Raw genomic sequence first — 20,618 nt, forward strand, 5'->3', positions numbered from 1 at the left:
GTTCTAGAAAATCGAACGCAGGCTGACGACCGCCCGTCGGCCGGAGTCCACCACGTCGGACAGGGCCGTGCTGTCGCGGCCGACATGGGCCCAATAGCTGTACTCGCCAGTGAGATTGGTCATGATCAGGTCCAGCCGCGTGCGATCGTCAAACCGCCACCGGACACGGGCGTCCAGGCGCGCCGCGGGGCGGACCCACAGATTGTCCCAGTCGCCCGCCGCGCCCAGCACATCATAGGCCGACAGATAGGCGCCGGTGTAGTTCAGGCTCAGATAGACGGAAGCTCGGCCCCGGCTGTAGGCGAGCTCGGCGTTACCCAGCCAGTTCGGCGCATTCAGCATGGGCTGGGACCGCCCGAGCGCTTCCCCAAGATCGACCCTCGACCATTGCCGGCTGAGATTGACGTCGAGGCTGGCCCGCCCGCCTAGGGCGAAGAGGTCGCCCAGGGGCTGAAACCACTCGGCCTCCAGCCCCCGTGTCACGCCATCGCCGCCATTTCGCGGCATGAGCACGCGAACGGCGCCGTCCTCCTGGGGCGTGGCGCCGACGTCCAGGTCCGAGCCGCTTTCGTAGAGGTAGTGGTCGATCCGCTTGGCGTAGGCCGACAGGCTGACGGCCCCGCCGCCCGGCAGCCAGCGCTGGTGCGACAGATCCAGGTTCCAGGCGTCTGCGCTCTCAAGATCCGGATTGCCACGGGTGATCGTCGTCACCCCGTCCAGCGTTTCGGTGCGCGTCCCTCCGCCCAGTTGCATGAAGGCCGGGCGGCTGTAGGAGCGCCAGGCGGCCGCCCGCCAGATCCCGCGATCACCCTGGCGGTAGGACAGGTTCAGGCTGGGCAGAAGCTTGGCGTAACGGCTGCGGCTGGCGCCCCAGGCGCCCGGCGCTTCGCCGCCCGTGACTTCCGGCATGACCCAGAACCGGTTGTCGATCCGCGTGCGCTCGCCCCGCAGGCCAAGCTGGATCTCCCAGGCCCCGGCGGCATGCGTCGCCATGGCGTAGACAGCCTGCACCGTCTCGCTGCCCGACTGGCTGTTGCAGTTGAGATTGTTGACGTGGAGCGCGCCGCAGCTGTCGAAGCTTTCGGCCGTGCGATGGGCCTCGAACAACGCCTCCAGCCGGTCGTGATCGACCCGGGGGATCGACCAGTCATAGAGGCCCGGAAAGACCTGGGCGTAGGTTCCGCGCGTAATCCCCAGCGCGTCCCAGGTCAGGCCGGCGGTCTGGTAGATGTCGGCGAAGAAGGCGTTGGTCCAGTTGCGGTCGGTCAGGTCCCGATCGCTGCGGGTGATCTTCGCGCCCACCCGAAGGCTGCGCCAGTTTCCCTGTGTCGGCAGGAAGGTCAGGCCGAAACCGGCGCCATAACGCAGCTGCTCGCTGAACTGCTCCGTGCGCTGGCCGGCCCGGCGCGCCAGCAGGGTCGGCCCTGCCGCGTTGAGATCAGCGAACACGCTCTGTGGCCACAGTGGGACAGGCAGGCCGTCGCGGTAGGTCACCGTCACGCCGCCGAACGCCCGGGGAGCCTGTCCGATGTTGTAGCCATCGGCCTGATTGATCCAGGCCGACGCCTCCAGGTGATCCGGGCGCGCGCTTTGCCCATGACTGGCGAAGAGATAGGGCGCCAGGCGCCAGCGGCCGGAAACCGCCTCGGCGGCCAGGCTCAGGGTCGACAGCGAAACCTCGTCGGGATTGGTCTCGTACCAGACCCGTGTCGACAGATCCCGCACCGACAGCCGGTAGAGGCCCGCGCCGTCTGCGATCCAGCTTTGCGGTCCGCCGACCACCTGGCTGAAGGTCGAGTTCTGCTCGGTCCGCGCCTGGGCATGGGTCGCGCTCAGCCGGATGTCGAAACCCGGCGCCGCGCGCCAGTCTAACGCCAGGGCATAGTTGCGCAGCCGGCTGCCTCCGCTGGACACTCCGACATTCATGCTGGTCTGGACGAGGTTGTCCTGCGGGCGGCTTGGATCGACCGGGCCGCCGGCCGCGGAGCTCGACACGCGGTAGGCCCAGCCTCCGTCGTTCTGCGCGGCCATGACCCCGGCCAATTCGGAATTGACGAAGCCTCGGTTCTCGTAGGCGGCGGCCACATAGAGGCCGAACCGGTCGCCGGCCCCGAAGCGGCGGCCATGCTCGATCCGGGCGCTGTCGCCAACGCCCGACCTGCCGTAGTCACGCGCACGGGCTTCCACCCGGCCGCCGACGGTGATCGCGGTCCACGGCGCCCGCGCGGTGTCCGCGGGTCCAGGTGTGCGGAAGTCCAGCGCCGCGCCGATGAAATCGCCGTCCATGTCGGCCCGACCGGTCTTGTGCACCACCACGGTCTCGAAGGCCCCCGGGGGCAGCAGGTTCAGCTGGATCCCGCGCGAGTAAGGCAGGCCCTGGGCCACCGAGACGCCGTTGATCATGCTGAGATTGTACTCGGCGTTCAGTCCCCGATAGGCCGCATACAGCCCCTCGCCGCGCGACGCGGAGTCGATGCCGCCGATGAAGGAGCGCCCCGTGTTGATCACCGTCATGCCCGGCAGGTCGCCCAGGGCTTCCGACAGGTTCTGCGCCGCACCCCGCTCCATGTCGTCCCGCGTCAGCCGACGGACCGGCGCGGTCTCGGCCAGATCGGCCGCGATGCGGCGCTCGACGTCGTCGGTCTTCCAGCGCGCGCCGGTAACCAGCACCGGCGCGAGTTCGGCGGGCGACGACTCGGCGGGGGGCTTCACAGGCTGGGGCGGACGCGGTCGCGCGATGATGACGAAGGTCCGCTCGTCAACCCGGCGCGCCTCGAAGCCGGTCTCGGATAGCGCCAGGTCGAAGGCGCTGCGGACCTCGATCCGGCCGGTAACGGGGCGGCTCCGGCGTCCCTCCAGACTCTGGGCCGAGAACAGGACCTGGACCCGCCCCTGCCGCGCCAGCTCGCGCAGGGCCAGAGCCAGGGACTGGGCGGGAACGTCGAAACTCTGGACCGCGCCGGCGGCCTGGGCCGCCGAAGACGGAAGGGCCGCGATCACGGCCGCGCCGCCCAGAACTCGTAGAAAAGCGTGACGGCCGCCACGGCCCATCTGAGACGATCCGTGAAAGAGCTCCGCGACTGCGGGGCTTCTAGGGGGCGGCTGCAATGGAATGATGACATCGGCCACGACTAATTTGGCGGCCTGTCGACAGGCCCGCGTCTCTTGATTAGAGGCGTGAGCGAGTTCGGATGTTTGACGGCGTCGCCCCATCGATGACAGCTTCCCGCAAGCCTGCCGATCCGGCCGCCGAGATCATGGCCGAGCTTGTCGAGCGCTTCGACGCGCGCCTGCGCCGATACCTCGGCCGCTTCCTCGTCGGCCCCGACGTGGAGGACGCCTTGCAGGACATCTATCTAAGGCTGACCCGCCTGGCGGCGGGCGTGCCGCCTCCCAGCTTCAACGCCACCTATGTGTTCAAGACCGCCGACAGCGTGGTGCGCGACCTGCGCCGACGCCGGCTGGGCCGGGGCGGCGACCGCCACGTCGAGCTTCCCGACGACCTAGCGCACGATGCGCCCTCTCCGTTCGACGAGGTTCGCTGGCAGCAGAACGCCGACCTGCTGCGCCGCGCCATCGCGTCCCTGACCCGCGAGCAGCGGATGGTTCTGATGATGCACCGGGTAGAAGGACTGACATTGGTCGAGATCGCCGAACGGCAGCGCATCCCGCTGCGGACGACCCAGCGCCTGCTGGCCGACGCGCTCGGCCGCTGCCGGCACAGGCTCAAGGATTGTGGATGGTTCGAGAAGTGACCCCGTTCCGCCCGCCCGCGCGGGACGCCGAGGCCGACGCCTTCGTCGCCGCCCGCCTGGGCGAGGAGCAAGGCGGTAACGCCGCGCCACGCCTGGAGGTGGGCCAGATCGCGGACGTCTGGGACGCGCTCGGGCAGCTCGAGGCCGAGGACTTCGCCGTCGAGGAGGCCCGGCCGAGCGTCCAGCACTTCGTGAGCCGCCGCGCCTGGATCACCGGCGGCGCGATCGCCGCAGGCTTGGCGGCGGGCGGCGTGCTGGTATGGCGCGGACAGCCGGTCGTCTACGAGACCGCCGTGGGCGAACGACGGACGCTCGCCCTGCCCGATGGATCGCGGGTAACGCTCAATACCGCCACCCGCCTGTCGGCGCGCTTCGGCGGCGGCCGGCGGCAGATCGTGCTGGAACGGGGCGAAGCGTTCTTCGACGTAGCCCACGACCAGGGCGCGCCGTTTGACGTGCTGAGCGACGGCGCCCGCGTCCGCGTCACCGGCACGCGCTTCAACGTCTATCGCCAGGCCGGCTTCACCGAGGTCGTTCTGCTGCAAGGCGGCGTCGAAGTGGGCCCGGCGAACGGCCCGCAGGCCTATCCGGCTACGCGGCTCCGCGCGGGCCAGTCCGTGCGGGTCTCGCCCGAAGGACAGACGGACCCGGTCGTCGCGGCCCAAGCCGGGCGGATCGACGATTGGCGTCAGGGGCGGGTCAGCTTCAACCGCACCCCCCTCGCCGTCGCTTGCGCCGAGATGAACCGCTACAGCCGCACGCCCCTGCACATCCGGACGCCCGCGCTCGAAAGCCTCGAGATAGACGGCGTGTTCGAGGCGGGCGACACCGCGGCGTTCGCCAAGGCCATGGCTCGGCTGCACGGCGTGTCGGTCAGGTCCGACGACGGCGCGCTGATCCTCTCGCGGCGATCCTGACGGCCGGCTCCCGCCACGAGATGCAGGAACCGGCCGAGGCGGATCAGTCCTTGACCGCCGGATCCGGCGTCCAGCCGAAGGCGTCCATCATCACCTTGAAGAGGTGGGTGTTGGGGAAATAGCCCCGCACGGCCTCAGCGCCTGGACCGATCGCCAGCGCGGCGACCTCCTCGGCGGTGTGGGTGCGGTTGATCTGGACGTTCTTCAGGCGAACCAGGTGGTCGTCCTTGCCGGTCGCCTTCCAGGCGTCGTAGCCCTCCAGCAGCGGCTCGCCGCGGCGCCCGTCGTCCACTTGCAGGCCGAACGAGTGGTCGGCGGTGAACAGCATCAGGGTGTCGTTCAGATCGACCCGCCCCTGGATCTCGGCCACCAACTTGTCGAAGTCCACGACGTTCTGAAGACCCTTGCGGACGTCGTCCGTGTGGGCGTCCCATTCGACTACCAGCAGATAGCCCTTGGGCGAGGCCTGCAGCAGGTCGAGGGCCTTCAGGGTCGCGGCGCGCACGTCCACATGGTCGCTCACGACCACCGGGCGGGCGTTCGACGCCGGGACCTGGTCGAGTTGGGCGTAGATCGGCCGGCTATGGGCCTTGCTCAGCTGATCAAAGCCGCCGCCCGCGGCGGCCATCTGCTCGCCGATCTCCTTGCGGCCGGCGCCGATCAGCACGTCGACCCCGTCGCCGAAGCGCGGCGCGAAGGCCTGGGGAAAGATCTCGCCCCACTTCTTGCGGTCGTTCGAGTGGGCGTAGGTCGCCGCGGGGGTGGCGTCGGCGATCGACTCCGAGGTGACCACGGCGGTGCGCAGGCCGTGCTGCTCGGCGTACTCCAGCAGGGTCTTGGTCGGCTGGCCGTCGCGCTTGCCGCGCTCGGCCGCCGGCGACTGGCTGATCACCCCGTTGCGCGTCTTCACGCCCGTCATGATCGACGACATGCCGTTGGCCGAGTCAGAGACGAAATGGTCGACGGGCGAGGTCTCGCTTAGGCCGAGGTTCGGCCAGGCCTGGACGTGCAGCTTCAGCGGCTCGCCATAGCCCAGAAGGCTGGCGGCGTTGATCGACGGAACACCGCCGGCGTCGGCGAGGAACAGGATGACGTTCTTGGCGCGCGGCTGCGCCTTGGCGGCCGCCGACGGCTTGGGCGACGGGGCCTGCGCCCAGGCCGCCGGAGCGAGCATCGAGAGCGAGAGCGACAGCAGCGAGGCGCAGGCCAGAGAGCGTTTCAGCACGTCTTGAATCTCCCAGGGCGGAAACTGCCCTTCGAAACCAGCGCTTCTAGCGGCAGCCCCCCGGGTTTTGTGTGAAATGACTATTACAATGCAGGCCGCGCGGCCTGGCCGGCTGTCAGTTCAGCCGCGCCTTCAGCAGCGGCCGCAGAAGATAGCTCAGGACGCTTCGGCGTCCGGACTGGACGTCGACCTCGGCGACCATCCCCGGCCGAAGCGGAAGCTCCTTGCCGTCGCGGACGAGATAGCTGCGCTCGGTGCGGACCAGGACGTTGTAGTAGGCCGTCTTGCCGCGCGGGGTGTCCTCCTCGATCGTGTCCTCGCTGATCTGCTCCACCTGCGCCTTCAGGTCGCCATAGACCGTGTAGTCGTAGGCGGTGATCTTCACCCGGGCCGGCATGCCCTGGCGGATGAAGGCGACGTCACGCGGCAGGAAGCGGGCCTCGACCAGCAGCTGATCATCGATCGGCGTCAGCTCCATGATCGGCTCGCCCGGCTGGACGACGCCGCCTCGCGTATTGACCCGCACGTCGTTGACCCGCGCCTTCATCGGCGCCGCCAGACGCGTGCGCATCAGCTGGTCCTGTCGCTGGTTGAAGATCTGGGTCTGGGCGGCCAGCTCGGCCTTCTTGGTCGCCAGTTCGGTATAGGCTTCCTGCATGTAGGTGTTGCGCACCTCGGTCTGCCGCCCCTTCAACTGCGCGACCTCCTTGCCCAGCCGCAGGGCTTCGACCTCGCTGACCACGCCCTTGGCCGCCAGGGGCTGCACCATCGCCAGCTGGCGTTGGGCGTAGGCGGTCTCCTCACGCAGGGCCTCGAGGGTGGCGTTCAGGTTCTGGCGGCGCGCCGCGAACAGCGCACGTTCGGAGGCGATCACCGGATCGTCCGCGGGGATGGCGGGCGGAAAGCGGATGGCGCCCTCGCCCAGCACCTCGGCTTCCAGCCGGGCGATGGTCGCGGTCAGGGCCAGGACCTGGGCCGAGGTCTCCATCGTCGAGGCGGCGAACCTCTTGTCGTCCAGCTGGGCCAGCGGCTGGCCCGCCTGGACGATGTCGCCCTCCCTGACCAGCAGCTCGCGCAGGATCCCGCCTTCCAGGCTCTGGATCACCTGAAGGCGGCTGCTGGGGATGATCTTGCCCTCGCCGCGCGAGACCTCGTCGATCTTGGCCAGCGAAGCCCAGGCGACGAACAGCGCGATCAGCCCGACGCCGGCCCACAGCACGGGCCGCGCGGCCGGATGCGCCGAGCCGTCGCGTCCGTCGGCCAGCTCGCGGCGCAGGCGCTGCTCCACAGGCCCTGCCCCATCAGCCATGGACCTGCCCTCCCGCCGTAGCGCCCGACGGGGCGTTGGGCCCGTCGCCGACCAGCCGCCCCTCGGAAAGCGCGATCACGCGCTGGGTCAGGTCGAGGACCGCGCGTCGATGGGTGGCGACGACCAAGGTCCGCCCCTCGGCCCAGCGGCGCAGGAAGTCGACGACGCGCCGCTCATTGGCCTGGTCGTAGGCGGCGGTCGGCTCGTCCATCAGCACCACCCGCGGATCCTGCAGCAGCAGCCGCGCCAGGGCGATGGCCTGCCGCTGGCCGCCCGAAACGCTCTGCGAGCCGGCGATCTGCAGGTCCAGCCCCCGAGGGTGGGCCCGCACGAACCCGCCCAGACCGGCGGCGTCGAGCGCCTTCAGCAGCTCTTCGTCGTCGCGGCGCTCTCCGTCCAGGGTCAGGTTCTCGCGCAAGGTCCCGTGGAACAGCGCCGCGTCCTGCGGAAGGTAGCCTATGGCTCGCCGGCGATCCGCAGGCTCGATCTGCGACAGGCCGACGTCGTCCAGCAGGATCCGTCCCGCCGTCGGATCGCCGAACCCCGACAGAGCCCGCAGCAGGGTCGACTTGCCCGCGCCGTTGCCGCCGATAATCGCGACCCGCTCACCCGCCGGGATGTTCAGCGAGGGCAGGACGAGGATCGGGGGGGCGTCCGGCGCGGGGCGAACCTCCAGCCCCTCGACGCGATAAGCCCCGCGGACCTCGGGCTTGCGGGTGAAATGACGATCGGCCGGGCGCTCGATCGGCGCGGCCATCAGCTGGTCCAGCCCCTCAAGCGCCACCTTGATGTGCTGCCAGCGGGCCAGGATCCCGCCGAACTGCGCGGTCGGCGAGATGGCGCGCGACACCAGCAGCGAGCAGGCCACCAGGGCCCCCATCGTCATGTGGCCGGCGGCGATCTGGAACACGCCGATCACCACGGCGCCGACATAGGCCAGTTGCTGGACGGCGGCGGAGGCGTAACCGAGCGTGGCGGAGATCGACCGGCTCTGCGCGCCCGTATCGGCCAGCTGAGCCGACAGCAGGTTCCAGAGGCGCAGGTTGCGTCCTTCGGCCCGTGCGGCCTTGACCGCCTCCAGATTGTCGACGGTCTCCAGCAGAAGCCCGTGCTTGACCGCCCCCTCACGCAAATTGGCCCGTGACAGAGCGCCGAGCCTGCGTTGCAGCAGAAAGGCCGGCGCCAGCATCAGCAGCACTCCGGCCGCCGGGGCCAGGGCCACCGGCCCGCCGAGCAAGGCGATGACGGCCAGGAAGGCCAGAATGAACGGTGCGTCGCTGATAGCCGCCACCGTCGACGAGGTGAAGAACTCGCGAACCGTCTCGAATTCCCGCACCTGGTTGGTGAAGGCCCCCGTCGAGCCAGGCTTGGCCGACAGACGGATGGACATCACCCGCTCGAACAGCAGGGACGACAGGCGCAGGTCGAGGGCCTTTCCCGTCACGTCCAGCAGATGCGCGCGCAGCAACCGCAGGCCAAGCTCCGCGACGATGGCCAGGACTACCCCGCCGGCCAGCACCCAGAGGGTCGGGAAGTTGGAGGTCGGCACGACCCGGTCGTAGACCTGCATGGCGAAAAGCGACGAGCCGATGGCCAGCAGATTGGCGAAGACGGCCGCCACCCCGACCTCCACGAAGGCTGGCCACGCCTCGCCGACCACCGGGTGCAGCCAGTGCCGGCCCGGCTGCCTGGCGTAGGCGCCCGCCCGCTCATCGCCCTGATAGATCGGCCGCGCGAAGACGATGGCGCCTTCGTGCAACTCTTTCAGCGCCTGGCGCGGCAGGGTCTCCTGGCCGCCGCCGGCCTCGGGAACCAGCAGCACCGCCGCCTCTTCGTCGACCCGGACCAGGATGCGCGTCTCGCCGCCACGTAGCACCACCAGCGCCGGCAGCAGGGACGCCGGCGCCTCGTCGATCGACATCCGCGCCACGCTCGCCGAAAGGCCCGCCCGGCGCATGGCGGTGCGCACCTCGGCCAGCGGCAGGCGGCCGCGTTCCAGAGGCAAGCCGTCGCCGAGCTGGGCGACCGAGGCCGGCCGGCCGAGCATCGCAGCCAGCAGGCTGAGGCCCTCCCTCAGCGGATCGCGCGCCGGGGCCGAGATGTTCAGGCTCACGGCCGTCATCGGGCGGCCTCTTCAGCTTCAGCTGCGGAAGGCGCCAGCGCCTCCGCCAGCAATCCCAATTGCGCCGCCGCCCTGTAGCGCAGCCGGAACCGCTCGATGGTCAGTTCCGTGATCTGGCGCTCGGCCGTGACGTGCTCGGTTTCCATCACCACGAGGTCCTGGATTTCCCTGCGGCCTACGAGAAACTGTTCGCGATAGACCCTGCGAACCCTGTCGGACTCCTGAGACTGGTCGGCGAAGGCGTCGATGCGGCCGGCCAGGGCCGCATCGAGCGCGCGAAGCGACCCCACGACCCGCCGCAGATCGCGGGCCACGCCTTCGGCGTTCATCTCCGCCGTTCGGCGCCGCTGCTCCTCGAGCTTGGGTCGTTCGAAGCCGGCCAGTCCCTGGACGCCGAGGCGCAGGCGCAGGGCGACCGCGCGATCCTCGATCAGACGTCCGCCGATCTCCCGTCGGTCGACCGAACCCTCGAGGGCAAGACGAGGCCAGCGCCCCGCCTTGGCCTGGCGGACGTCAGCGTCGGCGGCGCGCACCGCAAGCGCCGCGCGCTGATAGAGGGGTGAGGCCATGATCGCCGCTTCCAGCCCCGGCCCGCCCGCCAGGGGCTCCAGGAATCCGGGAAGCGGCGGCAGCTGGATTCCGTCGGGAGCCGCGTCGACCAGAAGGCGAAACTGGTCCATGGCGTCGGTCAGTTCCCCCCGCAGCCGGGCGCGCTCGCCCTCCGCGCCGGCCACCGCCACCCTTACCCGGGCCACCTCGGCCTGGTCGGCATAGCGCCCCTCCACCCGCGTCCGCGCCATCTCGGCCAATTCGCCCAGCCGCTCGAGGTGCGCGTCCAGCGCGACCAGTTCCACCCGCCGATCGGCGATGTCGAGATAGACTTCCACCACCTGCAAGGCGGCGTTGTCGCGGACCACGCCCAGGTTGGCGCGCTTCTGATCCAGCACGGCCCGCTTGCCGGCGACCGAACTCCTGACCTGCCCGAAATCGTAGAGCGTCTGGGACAGCGTCACGTCATACTCGACCCCGCCGCCGGCCGGCCCGGTCGAGGCGTTCAGGGACGGCAGGTAGCCGTTCCGCGCTATCGACACGTCGGCGCGGGCCTGGGCGACCTCGGCCTCGGCGGCCTGGACCTCAGGCTGGCGGGTCAGGGCGAGCCTGACTGCTTCCGCGACCGAGATCGCCCAGCCTTCGGCGGGAACCAGGACGACGCCGCACATCACGCAAACGGCCAGATGAACACCTCCCCGCCGGCGGGTCTGCTTCATAGGGGAGCCGAGGCGAGGTGGTCTTCGAGGGTCTGGCCGGGGATATGCAGGCCGTATGGCATGGGGGTGTCTACGCCCCCCACATCCCCTCGGTAGACGCCGGGCGCGAGGAGCGCGTCGTCTTCGCCGAAATCGATGACCAGCGCCGACCGGTCTTCGACGAACGTGTCCAGCATCACCGGGTCCAGGCTGCGCAGACCCGTCGCTTCGCTGTCGTACGACGGCTCGGGCGGCGATATCAGCTCCCCCTCCCCCCATTGCGCAGACCCGATCATCGCGACCTGCTCGTCGGCCGAGAGCGCCGCCAGGCCGACGGGATCAGGGCCATCGAGGCTGTTGAGCAGGTTGACGTTCAGCACGCTGCCAAGCGCCGCCGAGCTGGACAGGCCCTGGGCGTCGTGCGCCGTGATGGTCATCGCATTCAGCAGGTCCACGCTGAGCAGGCTGCTGCTGAGCAAGCCGCCCGACGTGTCGGTAAGATGGACCGTCTCCAGGAAGCGGTTGATCTCGACATTGTCGAGAATCCCGCCGTCCAGCGCCGTAATGACGATCCGCGCGGTGGGCGCGACGATCCCCAGCAGGCCCGACGAACGGGTCACCTGGACCTGCAACCCGTAGCTCGCCGCCAGGGTGGCGTCGAAGCCGAAGGTCAGCGGGCTGAGGTTCACGGCCACGAGCGGGGCGTACTCGACCTCCACGCGGTTGAGATTGCCGTTGGCGTCGGCCGCCAGCAGGTCCTGGTTGTTGAGGTTCAGGCCCAGCGCGCCAAGGCCCAGGAGGCCCAGCACGTTCTGCGCCTGTAGCTCGACCGCAGGCGCGACATTGCCGGCCAGCGGCGGCGTGGGCTGCACGCCTGATCCGTTGATCGACACCGTGGTCGAAGCCCCGTCGCCATCGCCGTCGATAACCGAACCGCCGACCACCAGCGTCGGCGACGCCGTGGAGCCGTCCACGGTCGAGGTGTCGACCACCAGCTTTCCGCGGGTCAGCAGGTCGGCCAGGATCGCCTGGTCAGACGTGAAGCCCGACGTCAGGTCGACGTTCTGCAACAGGATCGTCTGGTTGGCCGTCCCCGAGGTGGATGAGCCGAAGCCGCCGACGAAGCCCCCTGAGGTGCTTATGTGGATCAGCGTACCGTTCGCCGTCTGCTGGAAGTGGATGTAGTTGGTAAGGTTGCCTGCGCTGGCGCCGATCCTCCCCTCGCCTTGCAGCAGGCTGGAAAGGTCCAGCACGTCGCCGCCGAGCGTCAGGCTTGCGGTGTTGAAGTCGCGGATCACGTCGGCGGCGCCTCCCGAAACGCCTTGATCTCCCGCCTCCCAGCGAAAGACGTCCTGGCCCGCGCCGCCGGTCAGGATGTCGTTGCCCGTGCCGCCGATCAGCAGGTCGTTGCCCGCGCCGCCGTTCAGCGTGTCGGCGCCGGCCCCGCCCCTCAGCAGGTCGTTGCCGAGGCCGGCGTTCAGCGTGTCGTCGCCTCCATAGCCATAGAGCCGGTTATCGAGCGCCGCCCCGCTTCCCGCATCGCTGGCGGTGATCGTGTCGACGCCCGCGCCGCCGGTCAGGATCTGGCTGGGCTGGGAGCCGCCCAGCAGCGCGGCCGCCACGCCCAGATCAGCCAGGGTGCTCTCGGAATCGATGGTCACCCGGCCGCCCACGTCGCGGGCCTGGATGCTCAGGGTCTGGGCCACGTTGAGGTCGAGCAGGCCCGACAACCCGCCGCTGATCGTTATCGAGCCCAGAAACTCGTTGAGCTTCAGGTTGTCGATCGCCCCGCCGCTGGTCGCCTTGATAGTCAGTTGCGACGACCCCGGCAGCAGGAAGGTGTTCGCCTGGGTGACGGTCAGTCCGAGTTCGGCCGCGAGGGCGGCCGAGAAGCTGAAGGTCTTGAGCCCCAGGCCGACGGCCGCCGAGTAGCGCACGATCACTTCGGAGATGTCGTTGTCGACGTCAGAGGCGGTGAAGAACTGCTGCTCATCGAGCTGTATGAGCCCCAGCACATCGGCGTCGATCAGACCCAGCAGCCCCTGCCCGCCCCCCAGAGCCACCGTGGGAGCGGCCTGGGTGGCTGGCCGTGAGCCGACGCCGGTGACATCGATGCGATAGTCGCCCGTCGCGAAATCGACCACGACCGTTTCGCCCCTCACCGTGGTCGCCGTGAGCCGGCCGCCGGCCACGCCGTAGGAGACGATGGTGCTGCCGGCGCCGGTGACGGCCACCGCGCCGCTGGTGGTGTTGTAGGTGAAGGTGCGGCCGTCGATCGTCACCGAGGCCAGACGATCCCCGTCCGCCGACGGTGTTTGAACCAGGCTTCCGACGATCACCGCAGGCTGCGTCGGGGCCAGGACCACGGGCGCGGCAAGGGCGGGCGTGCCGTCCGTCACCGTGACCAGGAGGGTCCCGGCCGACGAGCCGGTGCTGTCTGTGACAGTGACGCCGATCGGCAGCTGCAGGATATCGGCCCCGGTCGTCGGGTGGTCGAGGGCGTCCAGCAGCACGACGCTGTAGGCGCCTGCGGCGTTGACCGTGATCCGCGCCACCGCCCGCCCGCCCGCGGAGCCCACCAGCGCCCCGCCGGCCTCGGTCGCCCAGGTGACGAGCTGGCCATGGGAGGTGAAGGTTCCGGCCGGCGCCTGCAAGGAGACGCTCACCGCCCCGGTCGCCCCGGCTATGGCCAGGGTCCCGGTGGCCGGCACGCCGAGCGCGGCCTCGCTGACGCCCGAGGCCAGGCTGCCGACGCCCAGCGCCACCGCATCGACCTGGAAGGCCAGTACGGCCGATGGCGCGGAGGTGTTGCCCGACGCATCACGGATCACCGCCGAGGCGCTGTAGGCGCCGTCGACGAGGCTTGAGCCCATCGGCAGGGTCACCGTTCCGGCGGCGACGTCGCTCGCGGAAAGCGTGACGCTGAACGTGCGCGGCGCACCGGCCCCCGAGAGGGTCAGGACGACGGTGTCGCCCGCGATCGCCGATGGCGTCAGGGTCACGGTCGCCGAAACGCCGCTCGACAGCTCGCCGGGCGAGACGAGCCCGTCAGCCGCCGCGGCTATGGCCAGACCGGGCGCCTGGGTTCCCGCCGCTCCGCCGGGTCCGATCAGGTCGGCGCCATAGGCTCGCACCCCGGTGATCACGCCCACATTGCCGGCCGCATCGCTGGCCTGGACGGCCGCCTGGACCTGGCCGCCCGCCGCGAAGGCCGCGCCCGGCACGCCGACAGAGAAGGCGCCGTTGGCCGCCACCGTCGTGTTGACCGTTGCGGCGCCCACGGTGACGATCACCACGTCGCCCGCCCGGAACTCGCCGCTGACCGACCCCGTCACCGTCACCGTTCCCTGGGCTTCCACCTGGTTGACGATGTCATCGCTCGCGATCGGGCCGATGGCCACGCTGGTCGTCGAGCCGTCGGGCGGCGTCAGATCGATTGCCGGCACGGCCGTCGCGGTCGAGGGATTACCCGCCGGATCGACGGCGACCACCTGGCCGCTGAAGCCGGGCGGCACGCCGCCGAAGAAGGCCGAGGCCGGAATGGTCCATCCGCCGCCGGCCGCCACGGTCGCGATGATCGGCTGACCGGAGCTTCCCACGACTGGCTGTCCGGCGCCGGTCTGCAACTGCACGGTCGCTCCCGGCTCGCCCGTCCCGCTCAGGCCCAGGGCCCCGGCCGAGGTCACGACCGGCGGCGCGGGCGGCTGGGTGTCGACGGCGAAGCCGTGCTGCACCGTGACGGAACCCGCATTGCCAGCGGCGTCCGCGCTGGTGACCACGACCGACAGCCCCTGAGAGACCGCCAGATCGGCGCCGGCGAAAGTGACCGCCCACGCGCCGGCGGCGTCGAGGGTCGTCGTCTGCTGCTGCCCATTGGCCAAGGTGACGACGACGGTGTCTCCCGTCCGGTGCTCGCCGGCCACCGAACCCGTGACCGTCACGCCCGCCAGGCCTGACTCGGCCAGATTTACGATGTTGTCGGCCGTCACCGGATCGACGGTGATCGCAAGGTTCAGCACGCCGTCCACCGTGGCCAAGGGGGTGACGGCGACATTGCCCGCCGCGTCCACCGCCTGCAGCGAACCGGAAAGGCCGTTCAGATCCGCCTGGATGTCGGCGGCGGCCATCGTCCAGACCCCCGTCCCATCGGCGACCGCCGAGCCCAGGGCCTGGCCGCCGGTACCGCGCAGGGTGATCAGGGCGCCGGCCTCGGCCGTCCCGGAAATCCCCGCGCCGTTCGCTGAGGTGATCACTGGAGCCGTGGTGGAAATATCCACGGTGTAGGGCTGGACGTCGCTGACGGTCACCGTGTTGCCGACGTTGTCTTCGACGGAAGCCGAAACCGTGACGCCGGTCGCGCCCGCCAGCTGCGCGCCGGTGAAGGTGACCGACCAGGCGCCGTTCGCTGCAAGGGTGGTGGTCGCGAACACGCCGGTCGACAGCTCCACCCGCACGACGTCACCGGGCGTGAACTCTCCAATGGCCCCGCCGCTGACCGTCACGGCGGCCTGGGCGGCCTCGGCGCCGTTGAGCACGTTGTCGGCGGTGACCGGATCGACCGACAGGGTCAGGCTGATGGTTCCATCTATGGGTCCTACCGGGGTCGACGCGGTGTTGCCGGCGGTGTCGATGGCCCGCACCTGTCCTTGGAAGCCGTCCAGCCCGCCCGGCAGCAGCGCCGCCGGAATGGTCCACGACCCGTCCGCCGCCACCAGAACCGTGATCGGCGCGCCCAGGCCGTCGGTGACGGCTGCTCCGCCCACGTCCAGCAGCGCGATCGTGGCCCCTGGCTCCCCCTGGCCCGACAACACCGCTCCGTTGGCCGCCAGGATGACCGGAGCCGGCGTGTCGCCGTCCACAGGCCCCACGGCTCCGAGGGCCGTGTTGCCTGCCGCGTCGGTAGCTCGGATCAATCCGGTGAAGCCGTCGATCCCCCCCTGCAAGGCCGAGGCGGGTATGGACCATGCCCCGGAGCCGTCGGCGACGGCCGTCACCGGTACGCCGCCCGCCCCCAGCACAGGAGCGCCGTCCGCCCCCAGCAGCACGATAGCCGCGTTCGCTTCGGCCAGGCCCGCCAGGCCCTGCTCGTTGGCCTGGACGACCACGGGCGTGAGGGTCGAGCCGTCGATCGGCCCCACCGGGGTCGCCGCGGTGTTGCCTGCGGGATCGCCGGCCGTCACGCTGCCGGTGAAGCCGTCCAGCCCGCCCGGCACGGAAACGCCCGGTATGGTCCAGGTCCCGTCCCCGGCGGCGGTGACCGTCGCCATCGGATCGCCGTTGGCGTCCACCAAGGTGATGACCGAGCCCGCCGTCGCCGTGCCGCCCAGCCCCGCGCCGTTGGCGGTGATCACCACCGGAGCCGCGGGCGGCGTGGTGTCGACCGCATAGGCCTGGGTGTCCGACACGACCGCGGCGTTGCCGGCCTGGTCGGTCGTCGACACCGTCGCCGTGACGCTCGTCGCAGCGGCCAGGGCCGAGCCGGCGAAGCCCGCCGACCAGCGTCCGTCCGCACCAAGCACCGCCGTCGTAGCCACGCCCGTCGAGAGACTCACCGTCACCGTCGCGCCGACCACGAAGTCACCGAATACCGCGCCGCTGACTGTCACCGTCCCGGTCGCAGCCTCGGCCGCGTTGACCGCGTTGTCGGCCGTGACGGAGTCGACATTGATCGACAGCGTCACCGAGCCATCGACCGGCCCGACGGCGGCGGCGGCCGAGTTTCCGGCCGCGTCGCTCGCCGTGACCGTCCCCTGGAAGCCGTCGAGCCCGCCGGGCACGGCGCTCGCAGGAATGTCCCAGACGCCGTTCGTCCCTGTCACGACCGTGGCCACCGTCGCGCCGCCCGCGTCGCGCAGCACCACCGTCGAGCCGGGTTCGGCCGTGCCCTCGATACCCAGGCCGTTGGCCCCGGTGACCACAGGGGTAGCGATGGCGCCGTCGATCGGACCGACGCCAGCGGTGGCGGAGTTGCCCGCGCCGTCGGTTGCCCGGACCACGCCCAGGAAGCCGTCCAGCCCCCCGCCGACGCTCGCCGCGGGAATGGTCCAGGCGCCGCCTGGGCCGGCCGTGACCGTGGCGACCGTCACCCCGCCGGCGCCCAGCAGCAAGACCGTTGCGCCGGCCTCGGCCGTGCCGGCTATCGCCGCGCCGTTCGCAGTGACGATGACCGGGGTCGTCGTGGAGCCGTCGATCGGCCCGACCAGCGTAGTCGCCGGATTGCCGGCCGGATCGACCGACCGTACGGCGCCGCCAAAGCCGTCAAGGCCACCGGGCACGACCGACGCGGCGAACGAGAAAGCGCCGTCGAAGGCCGCCACCGTCGAGGCGATCACGGCGCCCGAGCCGTCCAGCAGGACGACGGGCGCGCCGGTCTCGGCGAACCCTGAGATACCCACGCCGTTCGCCCGCGTGATCACGGGCTGCTGGCCGTCGAGATCAACACCGTAGGTCCGCGTCGACGTCACCGTCGCGGCGTTGCCCCCCGCGTCCGTGACCGAAAGGCTGACAGAGATCAAGGACGCTCCGGCCAGGGTCGCTCCGGACGCGGCGATGCTGAACGAGCCGTCCGCCGCCAGGGGGGCCGTCAAGGTGGCGCCCCCCGGCAGGGTGACGGTCACGGTCTGGCCGGCGGTGAACTCGCCGATCGCGCGGCCACTGATCAGCACCGATCCCAGCGCTTCGGCCCCGTTGATGGTGTTGTCGGCGGTCAGCGGGTCAATCGACAGGGAAACCAGGACCTGGCCGTCGATCGGCCCGACGGCCGCGGCCGCCGCGTTACCGGCCGCGTCCACGGCGGTCACCGAGCCGGTGAAGCCGTCCAGCCCTCCGGGGACTGCGCCGGCGGGAAAGCTGAAGGCGCCGTCGGGGCCGGCGGCGACGGTCGCCAGGGAGGCGCCGCCGGCATCGCGCAGGGTGACCTGGGCGCCGGGTTCGGCCACGCCGCTGATCCCGCCGCCATTGGCCGCCAGTATGACCGGCGCGGCGATAGCGCCGTCGACGGGTCCCAGCGGCGCAATGGCGACATTGCCCGCGGGATCCGTCGCCCGCACCGCGCCCGTGAAGCCGTCGAGACCGGCGGGAACCGAAGAGGCCTGCACGGTCCAGACGCCGCTCGGGCCCGCCGTCACCGTGGCGACCGGCCGGCCGTCCGCGTCGAGCAGGGTGACGGTCGCGCCCGCCTCTGCGGTCCCGCTGATGTGCACGCCGTTGGCTTCGGTCACCACCGGGGCCGCGATCGAGCCGTCGATGGGTCCCACCGGGATACGGGTCGGGTTGCCGGGCGGATCGGTCACCACCACCGAACCGGCGAAGCCGTCGAGCCCGCCGGGAACCAGAGCGGCCGGCAGGGTCCAGCGGCCGTCGGGCGCGGTGGCGACGCTGGTGATCGGCGTTCCCCCCGCATCGAGCAAGGTGATCGTCGCTCCCGGCTCGGCGGTGCCCGACACGCCCGCGCTGTTGGCGCTGGTGATCAACGGCGCCGGCGGCGGTGTCAGGTCCAGGCCGTAAACTTGCGTGTCGGAGATCGTGACGGCGTTGCCCGCCAGGTCGGTGGCGATGATGCGTGCGGTCACGGTGGTCGCCCCGGACAGTTGCGCGCCGCTGAAGGAGACCGCCCAGGTTCCGTTCGCGTTGAGACTGCCCGTCGCCGTCTCGCCGTTCGAGAGGGTCAGGGTGACGGTCGTTCCGGCGATGAACTCGCCGAAAACCGCGCCGGAAACGGTCACCGCCCCCGCCGCGGCCTCGGCCAGGTTGATGATGTTGTCGGCGGTGACGGGATCGATATTGACCGACAGCAGGATCGAACCGTCGATCGGTCCGACATTGGTCGACGCCGTGTTGCCCGCCGCGTCGGTCGCCCTGACGGCTCCGTCGAAACCGTCGAGCCCGCCGGCGACCAGCGACGCGGCGATGCTCCAGGCGCCGGTCGGGCCGGCCGTGACCGTGGCCGCCACGGCGCCCGCCGCGGTCAGCAGGACCACCGTCGCGCCGGGTTCGGTCACCCCGCTGACGCCCGCGCCGTTCGCCCCCGTTATCAGCGGCCGGGCTATCGATCCGTCGACCGGCCCAATGGCCGAGGACGCCGCATTGCCCGCAACGTCGGTGGCGCGAACCGTTCCCTGGAAGCCGTCGAGCCCGCCCGCCACGACAGTCCCCGGCACCGACCAGCTTCCGTCAGCGCCTGCCCTGACCGTGGCCACGGTCGCCCCGCCGGCGTTCAGCAGCGTGATCGTCGCCCCGGCCTCGGCCGCGCCGGTGATCACCGCGCCGTTCGCGGCGGCGATCGTCGGAGCAGCCGTGGCGCTGTCGACCAGGAAGGTCACCGCCTGGGAAGGGGCCGACGTGTCGCCGTCGTCCCGCCACACCGTCGCCGTGGCCGTATAGCTTCCGTCGGGCATGGCCGGCAGCGTGAACTGCAGCACGCCCACATTCGCCGCGCCTGACGTGACGGTCGCGGTCCAGGCCTGGGGCCCGACGGTCAGGGTGACATAGTCGCCCTCCTGCACGTCCGGAGCCAGCAGCACGCGCACCTGTATGCCGTCGGCGACCTCGGCGGCGCTGACGCCGTTGGCCGCCTCGGCGACGACGACCGTCGGCGAGGCCATGCTGTCGGGGGTCTGCGGGTTCAGATCCGGCGCGGCCGCGGTAACGGCCGGGGACGGGTTGCCGGCCGGATCAGTCTGCACCACGCCGAGGCTCTCGCCATCCACCTGCGGCGGCGACAGCAACACGGTGAAGCCGCCGTCCGCGTCTACCGTTCCCTGGCCGATCACCCCGCCGCCCGGACCCGTGACGGTGATGGTCGCACCCGGTTCCCCGACGCCTGAAAGGCTCGCGCCGTCCCCGCTGACGACGAGGTTGGTCGCGACGGCCGGGGGCGTCGTGTCCGGAGCCTGAGCCGTGGTCGCCGCCGAGGTGTTGCCCGCGCCGTCCCGCAGCGTCACCGTCACCGTCTCGCCGTTGGTCAGAGGCGAGGACAGGGCGACCAGGAACGCGCCCGAACCATCGACCGTCCCCGTACCGAGCACGGCGCCATCGGCTCCCCTCACCGTCACCGCGGCGCCCGGCTCGCCGCGCCCGCTCACGCTGCCGCCGTCATCGGCGACGTCGACGGCGCTCGACGCGGCGGGCGCAGTGATGTCGGGCGCCGTCACGGTCGCAGCGCCGGACACGTTGCCGGCGGCGTCGGCGAGCGTCACGCTCAACGCACCGCCGTTGGCCTGGGCCGGCTGCAGCGCGACCGAGAAGGTCCCGTCAGCGCCGACGGTCGCCGTGCCGATCACCGTCCCCGCGCCGTTGCGGACCGTCACCGTCGCCCCCGCTTCGCCCCGCCCCGTCAGGGTTGTCCCGCGCGCATCCACCGCCAGACCGGCCGGAATCGCCGGCGCCGTGGTGTCGGGCGCCGGCGGTTGGGGCGGGCTGGGGGAACCGCCGCCACCTCCACCGCCCCCGCCCGCCGCGGCCGCGGCCAGTCCACCGATAGCCGCGACGCCGCCGAGAACGCCGGCCGCGCCGATCCCGCCGCCCGCCGCCGTAGAACCGGCAATCGCCGCGCCGCCGGCTTGCGTCAGACTGACGAAGGGCGAAAGCTCGGTCAGCGGCGTCGTCACCAGCGCCACGGGCGCTTCGGAGGCCACCGCGGCGGTGTCGACCGCGGCCAGTCGGTTGTTGTCGCCTTCCAGGAACAGGCGCCGCGGCGTATCCCCCGAGAAGAACCCCTGCAGGCGCAACGCCGTCCGGTCGGGGCCGACCAGGACCAGATCCGCGCCCTCCCGGTAAACGCTGCTCACCTGGGCAGCATCGAGGTCGAGATAGACCTGCTGGGCCGTCCGAACGTCCAGCACCCCGCTCGCATCCAATGTCGGCGCCTGGCGTGGCGGGAGGTCGCCGCGGGTCAGCTTGGCTTCGACGGAAAGGGTTTCGCGAATGGCGGCGTCCTGCAAAGCGGCCTCCTCCGAACCAGCGTCCACGGAGGACCAAATCGCCTCCACGGCCTTGCTTTCCATTCAGGATTGTAGCCGGCGGCGCCGTGCGTCTTCGGTAGA

Annotated in this window: 8 protein-coding genes; 2 read left to right on the forward strand and 6 right to left on the reverse strand. The window is 71.1% G+C overall.

The window, feature by feature from the left end; genetic code table 11:
• Nucleotides 1–3: 3 nt before the first annotated feature.
• The gene (locus tag P7A99_RS00520; RefSeq protein WP_277792002.1) at nucleotides 4–3,000 is read right to left on the reverse strand and encodes a TonB-dependent receptor; all 2,997 of its coding nucleotides are present in this window, start codon (nucleotides 2,998–3,000) and stop codon (nucleotides 4–6) included.
• Nucleotides 3,001–3,215: 215 nt separating this feature from the next.
• Here P7A99_RS00520 and P7A99_RS00525 point away from each other — a divergent pair, with 215 nt between their 5' ends.
• Nucleotides 3,216–3,755 (forward strand): RNA polymerase sigma factor, encoded by a 540-nt coding sequence (locus P7A99_RS00525; protein ID WP_277792003.1) that lies wholly within the window; start codon nucleotides 3,216–3,218, stop codon nucleotides 3,753–3,755.
• Nucleotides 3,740–4,672 carry a FecR family protein gene (locus P7A99_RS00530; RefSeq protein WP_277792004.1) on the forward strand — a complete coding sequence of 311 codons (933 nt, stop codon included), beginning with the start codon at nucleotides 3,740–3,742 and terminating at the stop codon, nucleotides 4,670–4,672. Before P7A99_RS00525 ends, P7A99_RS00530 begins: the two co-directional genes overlap by 16 nt.
• Nucleotides 4,673–4,715: 43 nt before the next feature.
• Here P7A99_RS00530 and P7A99_RS00535 read toward each other — a convergent pair whose 3' ends face one another.
• The 5 genes from P7A99_RS00535 to P7A99_RS00555 form a co-directional block, all read right to left on the reverse strand.
• The gene (locus tag P7A99_RS00535) at nucleotides 4,716–5,897 is read right to left on the reverse strand and encodes an alkaline phosphatase (RefSeq protein ID WP_277792005.1); all 1,182 of its coding nucleotides are present in this window, start codon (nucleotides 5,895–5,897) and stop codon (nucleotides 4,716–4,718) included.
• Between the two features lie 115 nt (nucleotides 5,898–6,012).
• Nucleotides 6,013–7,206, reverse strand: a complete 1,194-nt coding sequence (locus tag P7A99_RS00540; protein ID WP_277792006.1) for an HlyD family efflux transporter periplasmic adaptor subunit — start codon at nucleotides 7,204–7,206, stop codon at nucleotides 6,013–6,015.
• On the reverse strand, nucleotides 7,199–9,328 hold the full coding sequence (locus tag P7A99_RS00545) for a type I secretion system permease/ATPase (protein WP_277792007.1): 2,130 nt from the start codon (nucleotides 9,326–9,328) through the stop codon (nucleotides 7,199–7,201). The genes P7A99_RS00540 and P7A99_RS00545 overlap by 8 nt, the downstream gene beginning before the upstream one ends.
• Nucleotides 9,325–10,596 (reverse strand): TolC family protein, encoded by a 1,272-nt coding sequence (locus P7A99_RS00550; protein WP_277792008.1) that lies wholly within the window; start codon nucleotides 10,594–10,596, stop codon nucleotides 9,325–9,327. Before P7A99_RS00550 ends, P7A99_RS00545 begins: the two co-directional genes overlap by 4 nt.
• The gene (locus tag P7A99_RS00555; RefSeq protein WP_277792009.1) at nucleotides 10,593–20,543 is read right to left on the reverse strand and encodes an Ig-like domain-containing protein; all 9,951 of its coding nucleotides are present in this window, start codon (nucleotides 20,541–20,543) and stop codon (nucleotides 10,593–10,595) included. Before P7A99_RS00555 ends, P7A99_RS00550 begins: the two co-directional genes overlap by 4 nt.
• Nucleotides 20,544–20,618 lie beyond the last annotated feature (75 nt).

This window comes from Caulobacter endophyticus, assembly GCF_029543245.1.
Taxonomy (GTDB): Bacteria; Pseudomonadota; Alphaproteobacteria; order Caulobacterales; family Caulobacteraceae; genus Caulobacter; species Caulobacter endophyticus_A.

Bases quoted from the DNA above. Each gene is read 5' to 3' on its own strand.
- P7A99_RS00550 (WP_277792008.1), bottom strand. From the start codon at position 10,596: ATGAAGCAGACCCGCCGGCGGGGAGGTGTTCATCTGGCCGTTTGCGTG.
- P7A99_RS00545 (WP_277792007.1), bottom strand. From the start codon at position 9,328: ATGACGGCCGTGAGCCTGAACATCTCGGCCCCGGCGCGCGATCCGCTG.
- P7A99_RS00525 (WP_277792003.1), top strand. From the start codon at position 3,216: ATGACAGCTTCCCGCAAGCCTGCCGATCCGGCCGCCGAGATCATGGCC.
- P7A99_RS00540 (WP_277792006.1), bottom strand. From the start codon at position 7,206: ATGGCTGATGGGGCAGGGCCTGTGGAGCAGCGCCTGCGCCGCGAGCTG.
- P7A99_RS00530 (WP_277792004.1), top strand. From the start codon at position 3,740: ATGGTTCGAGAAGTGACCCCGTTCCGCCCGCCCGCGCGGGACGCCGAG.